The sequence below is a fragment of the Micrococcus sp. HSID17227 genome, assembly GCF_003989405.1.
Classification (GTDB): Bacteria; Actinomycetota; Actinomycetes; order Actinomycetales; family Micrococcaceae; genus Micrococcus; species Micrococcus luteus.
Genome location: NZ_RBLN01000171.1, coordinates 1 through 4,868, shown reverse-complemented (window position 1 = coordinate 4,868; position 4,868 = coordinate 1). Strand labels below are relative to the sequence as shown.

Here is a 4,868-nt window from a genome sequence, read left to right as displayed (position 1 = left end):
TCATCGTGGTGATGTCCTTTCGAGAGTGCTGTGGAAGGTTCGCTCGAAGGCTCCCACGGTGACCGCGTCCGTCTCGAAGATGGTCGTGGCCACCGGGGAGGGTTACACCACTATCCGGGACTCAACTCAGTGGGCGCGGGAGCAGGGGCTTGACCCGTTGCCGGCGGGCGGGGAGGCGGACCGGATGCAGAGCATTATGGCCGCCGTTCTGGCGCTGCACCGCCGGACCGAGAGCTCGGAGGAGCGGCACGCGAGTGAGGAGACGATGCGCTGCGTGATCGAGGCGGCGCGGGCGGTGTCGTCGTCGCGTTGGGAGGCGTTGCGGCCGACCGATCATGAGTTGGTTCCCGGTGGTGTCGTGCTTGGGTTCCTCGGGCTCGATTAGGGATTGCCAACGTCAGGGGCCGGTGTCCTTCGCTGAGCGAAGGACACCGGCCCCTGACGTGTTGTGGGTCAGTCGGTTGTCTGCGTGGTGTCCGCGACCTGCGCGGGATCGCGAGGCGCGGTGCTCGTGTCGGGAGCAGGCCGGCGAGACTTGCGAGGGCGCGTCGTGCGCTTACGTGATCCGAGGTCCGCCGGCCGGAGCCGGTTCAGCTCCGCAGCCGTCCAACCGGCACGCTCAGCATCTCGGAATGCAGCCTCCGCTTCCGCGTCTGCGGCTGCCGCGGCGGCATGTGCGTCGTCACGCCGCGACAGGGCCGCAGCGATGGTCTCGGCGGCAGCCATCCGCTGTTCGGTCAGGCGCCGCGCTTCGTCCAGGAATCGAGTGGTGTCCATAGCCATGACCCCAGCGTAGACGGTGATCGTCTGCGAGGCCCGCGCTGTCCACAGGTGCTCCGGCTCCAGGGTGGCCGCACCGGCGGAGCCGGAGCAAGCTATACACTTAGCATAGCTAAGTGGCTTGCCCCCCTTGCCCGTGGGTCGAGGGGGTGGGACACTCGGTGTGACCGAGTGGCGTTGCACTGTGCTGGAAGAAGGGCGGCGATGGCCGAGCGGAAGCGGATGGCGAACCATGATGGTGGCCGCCCCGTGTCCAAGTTCGTTCGTCTCACCGAGGCTGAGGCGGCGGCGCTGTCCATCGCGGCCCAGCGGGAGAACAAGACGGTGCAGCGGTACATGGTGGAGGCTGGCATCGCGCGGGCGCGGGGCGTTGACCCGCAGGCGGCGCGCGAGACCATCACGGCGTTGTTCAAGGTGGAGCACCAGATCACCAAGGTCGGAACGAACCTGAACCAGCTCACGCGCCACGCGAACGCGACGGGCGAAGTTCTGCACGCTCAGCTGCGCGAGGAGCTGGCTCAGTTGCGGCATTGCCTGGACCGCCTGGAGGAGACCGTGGATCAGGTGTCCGTGGAGGCGCGGCCATGATCCCGAACGTCACCCGAGGCGGCGACATGGCCGGGCTTGTCTACTACCTTGCCGGGCCGGGCCGGGCGAACGAGCACACCCGTCCGATGATCGTTGCCGGAGACGAGCGGATCACGTTCCGCGTCGAGCCGGGCAAGGTGCTGAACAAGCATGATGCGTTTGAAATCGGGTACCAGCTGGAGCGTCCGCGCCGCGCGCATGGCACCGCCGTGATGACCCCGGTGCGCGAGTGGGACGAGCAGCAGCAGAAGCACGTCAAGGTCGGTGAACGTGCCGGCCATGTGTGGCATTGCTCGTTGTCGTTGCGTGCCGATGACCGCAAGGTGAGCGCGAGCGAGTGGGGCGCGATCGCGGAGCGTTTCGTGGAGAAGATGGGTTTCATCGACCCGGACGGGGCGAAGACTTCCCGGTGGGTGGCGATCCATCACGGCACCTCCAAGAACGGCAATGATCACATCCACGTTGCGGTGCAGCTCGTGCGCGAGGACGGCACGAAGGCGAACACGCACAACGATTTCAAGCGTGTGCAGGAGGCGTGCCGTGAGCTGGAGAAGGAGTTTTCGCTGGCCGTGGTCGAGGGCCGTGGGGCCGGTAAGACGTTGAGCGGGTACAAGCGTGCCGAGCAGGAGCGCGCACGCAAGGCCGGGGACACGTTGCCGGTGCCCGTGGCGCTGCGGCAGAAGATGCGCGCGGCGCTGGCGACGGCAGGCAGCCCGTTGGAGTACGTGCAGGCGTTGGAGGAGGCCGGGGTGAAGGTCGCCCCGTCGTTCGAGCGCGGCACGCGCAACGTGGTGCGCGGGTACAAGGTCGCGTTGCCGGGGGCGTCCTACACGACGAAGAACGGCCAGTACGTGTTCGCCTCACCGTCGAAGCTGGATTCGTCGTTGAGTTGGCCGAACATCTGCGCCCGGTTCGGGGACAAGGGGCGCGCGGAGGCGGAGGCGTACCTGAGCGCGTTGCATGGCACGATGCGCCGCCCGGGACAGCCGGCCCGATTGCAGCGGCCCGTTCACCGGGTGCATGTCGAGCGCATGATGAGCGGCAAGACCGGCACCGCACCAGACACGTTGGCGTGCATCTACGCGCGTTTGGCTGTGCAGTACGAAGGCGGGCAGGACGGTCCGTTCAGTCGCATGTCCGAGCGCATCGCCCGAGCCCAGCACAGTGAGCCGAACGGAGCGTGGCGGGTGCGTCAAACCGCCCGCTTTGCGAAGGGACGGGATCGTGGCTGGCTGGCCGTGGTGCGTCAGGCCAACCGTCTGTCGCGGGCGATGATGCAGCAGCACGTCGTGGGGGTGCGTCCTCAGTTGGTGCGGGACTTCATGGTGCTGGCGGACGCGTCCGAACGGGCGCACAAGTCGTTGTTCCCCGATCCCACGACCACGGGCACGACCGTTCCCGTGGGTACACGAGAGATGCAGAAGGAGGCCCGTCATGGCTATGGACGATGAATCCCAGGTCGCGGAAGACTTCGGGATGATGGTGCGGATGGTCACCGGCGCGTCGATGCAGCTGAGGGAGAACCAGCTGCGCGCTCGTGCGATGCAGGTTCAGAGTGTACAGAGGGCAGGCACGGAGGAGGCGCGCGTGCGCGCCAACGCCGCGCGCGTCGTGCAACACGACCTCTACTCGCGGGATTTCTGGCAACACGCCGGATCGGAGTCCATCGCTGACCGCCTGGCCGTCGCGGCCGCGCTGGGAAGCAACGAGCCGGCGGCGCGTTCAGCGTGGATGCACGGGGCTGATGTGCTCCGTAGCGAGTTTGGGATCGACCTCCAGGAGATCAACCGCGCGCACCCGTCCTCGCTGGAGCAGCGTCACGCGGCACTGCGTGACGCCCTCGATGACTACTTCGCCCAGCACCGGCAGGACCGCGCCGATGACCGCGCCGTTGCCGAGCAGGTCCAGGAACAAGAAGCGGCAGCCGAGGAGCCGGCGCAAGTTCAGCAGCCGGCCGAGGACGGCCCCGAACTGTTCTTCCTGCACGACCTGTCCAATGACCGGGGCGACTTTCACGCCGTGGACAAGAACGGGGCGTTGCGCGCCATCGAGAACGCCCCGGACAACTTGGGCCGCGACATGCCCGAGGCGTGGGCGGACGTGCAGAGCTGGATCGGACGCGACGAGGACGTGGACCGCGCGATTGCCGAGAAGTTCCCCGACGCGATGACCGACGAGCAACGCGCCCGCGCACTCGGCCAGGAACCCGAGCCGGAGACGCACACGGACACCGCAGGCGTGGCCGCACGCGCCGATGAGAAGGACGCGCAGGCCGAAGCCCAGGGGGACGCCCAGCGGGAGGAAGCCGAAGCCGAAGGCGACGCTGCGCGGGTAGAACATCTGGATGATCTGGCTCAGGCCGCGCAGCGTGACGTGGCGCAGCTGACTGGAGCCGAAGCGGCCCAGCTGTCCAAGGTCCGCCGTATGCAGCTGGAATCCTTCCCCCACGGCCCGCATGTGGTGAATCCGTCCGAGTTGAAGCGCGCCCCGAGGAAGCGGCCAGCAGCGGGTGTCCAGGCCGAGGCCGAGCGCGCTGAGGTGTTGAGCCGGTGAGCGCCGATCCCGTGCTGAACGCGATGCCGCGTTTCGAAGACGAGCCTCCCGAGGAGACCCCCGAGGAGACTCCCGAAGAATCCGACACGGAGCAGGAGCTGCGGACCTTCTACGCGCATGCCGGAGAGTGGGTGAGCGGCTGGCTGATGCCGCACTTCCGACGCAACCCCAACAGGTTCCGTTGGGACCCGCAATGGTGGCGCTACGAGGAAGCGGGATCGGTTCTCGAAGCGATGTGGCGCTCCTGGGAACAGACCCGCGTGGACCCCGATCCTCGCGTCATGGCGACGTGGTTCCGCGACGTGTTCTACCCGCTCCTGGGGCACCTTACGTCCGCTGACGGCCCGTTCTGGAACTACAGCGCGCCCCTGGGCCGTACCGACGTTCCCGCCGTGTTCCCTGCCGCGCCAGCCCCGCCCGGTTGGTTCGATCCACCCACCGAGTGAACACGAAAGCGCCGCCCCCTTGGAGGGGGCGGCGCTTTCGTCTGCGCGAGTGCTTCACTCGATGCTCGCGGAGTCCTCGCCTTCCAGTTCGATGAACTCCTCGTTGAAGCGGAAGATTCGGTCCCACGTGCCCGGCCCGTAGGCACGCACGAATCCCTTGTCCTCGTGCTGGATGACCAAAGCGCCACCCCCCTGGATCGAGAACGACAGAGGTACATCGACGGCCCCTTCGGATCGTAGAGCCTTCACAACAGTCTCATCGACCACGGCGCTGTAGAAGTGAATCCACTGCTTGCCCTGATCAGCGCCGCGAACAATGAAGCACGGGATCATGCGGGACTCTTCCAGCCCAAGGCGTTCCAGGCCCTCGCTGAGGTCAAGCCCCTCGTGATGGTGTAGCGGTCTGATCCTTCATGGGGGTCAGGCGCTGAGGCCGAGGGTGAGTTCGGTGTCGGGGTCCACCTCGTCTCCGGTGTTGGTCACGGTGGTGAGCCTGCAGCG

7 protein-coding genes are annotated in these 4,868 nt (G+C 67.2%); 5 read left to right on the top strand and 2 right to left on the bottom strand.

What is annotated here, in order from left to right:
• A partial coding sequence (locus D8M29_RS08690; protein WP_238692784.1) for a hypothetical protein occupies nt 1-385 on the top strand: 385 nt, incomplete at its 5' end.
• A gap of 68 nt (nt 386-453) precedes the next feature.
• Here the strand turns inward: D8M29_RS08690 and D8M29_RS08685 are convergent.
• Nucleotides 454-783: a hypothetical protein gene (locus tag D8M29_RS08685; protein WP_127435387.1), complete on the bottom strand. Its 330-nt coding sequence runs from the start codon at nt 781-783 to the stop codon at nt 454-456.
• Nucleotides 784-984: 201 nt separating this feature from the next.
• Between D8M29_RS08685 and mobC the strand changes: the two genes are divergently transcribed.
• From mobC to D8M29_RS08665, 4 genes are read left to right on the top strand one after another with little or no spacing between them, the layout of a single operon-like run.
• A complete protein-coding gene (mobC, locus tag D8M29_RS08680; protein ID WP_127435388.1) occupies nt 985-1,368 on the top strand; it encodes a plasmid mobilization relaxosome protein MobC in 384 nt (127 codons plus the stop codon).
• Nucleotides 1,365-2,819: a hypothetical protein gene (locus D8M29_RS08675; protein ID WP_127435389.1), complete on the top strand. Its 1,455-nt coding sequence runs from the start codon at nt 1,365-1,367 to the stop codon at nt 2,817-2,819. Before mobC ends, D8M29_RS08675 begins: the two co-directional genes overlap by 4 nt.
• Complete coding sequence (locus tag D8M29_RS08670; RefSeq protein ID WP_127435390.1) at nt 2,803-3,921, top strand: hypothetical protein; 1,119 nt, start codon at nt 2,803-2,805, stop codon at nt 3,919-3,921. Before D8M29_RS08675 ends, D8M29_RS08670 begins: the two co-directional genes overlap by 17 nt.
• The gene (locus D8M29_RS08665) at nt 3,918-4,367 is read left to right on the top strand and encodes a DUF4913 domain-containing protein (RefSeq protein WP_127435391.1); all 450 of its coding nucleotides are present in this window, start codon (nt 3,918-3,920) and stop codon (nt 4,365-4,367) included. Before D8M29_RS08670 ends, D8M29_RS08665 begins: the two co-directional genes overlap by 4 nt.
• A 54-nt stretch (nt 4,368-4,421) precedes the next feature.
• Here the strand turns inward: D8M29_RS08665 and D8M29_RS08660 are convergent, their stop codons facing one another.
• On the bottom strand, nt 4,422-4,700 hold the full coding sequence (locus tag D8M29_RS08660; protein WP_127435392.1) for a hypothetical protein: 279 nt from the start codon (nt 4,698-4,700) through the stop codon (nt 4,422-4,424).
• Nucleotides 4,701-4,868 lie beyond the last annotated feature (168 nt).

Excerpts from the sequence above, each read along its gene's own strand:
- D8M29_RS08685 (WP_127435387.1), bottom strand. The coding sequence starts at position 783 with ATGGCTATGGACACCACTCGATTCCTGGACGAAGCGCGGCGCCTGACC.
- D8M29_RS08660 (WP_127435392.1), bottom strand. The coding sequence starts at position 4,700 with ATGATCCCGTGCTTCATTGTTCGCGGCGCTGATCAGGGCAAGCAGTGG.
- mobC (WP_127435388.1), top strand. The coding sequence starts at position 985 with ATGGCCGAGCGGAAGCGGATGGCGAACCATGATGGTGGCCGCCCCGTG.
- D8M29_RS08670 (WP_127435390.1), top strand. The coding sequence starts at position 2,803 with ATGGCTATGGACGATGAATCCCAGGTCGCGGAAGACTTCGGGATGATG.
- D8M29_RS08675 (WP_127435389.1), top strand. The coding sequence starts at position 1,365 with ATGATCCCGAACGTCACCCGAGGCGGCGACATGGCCGGGCTTGTCTAC.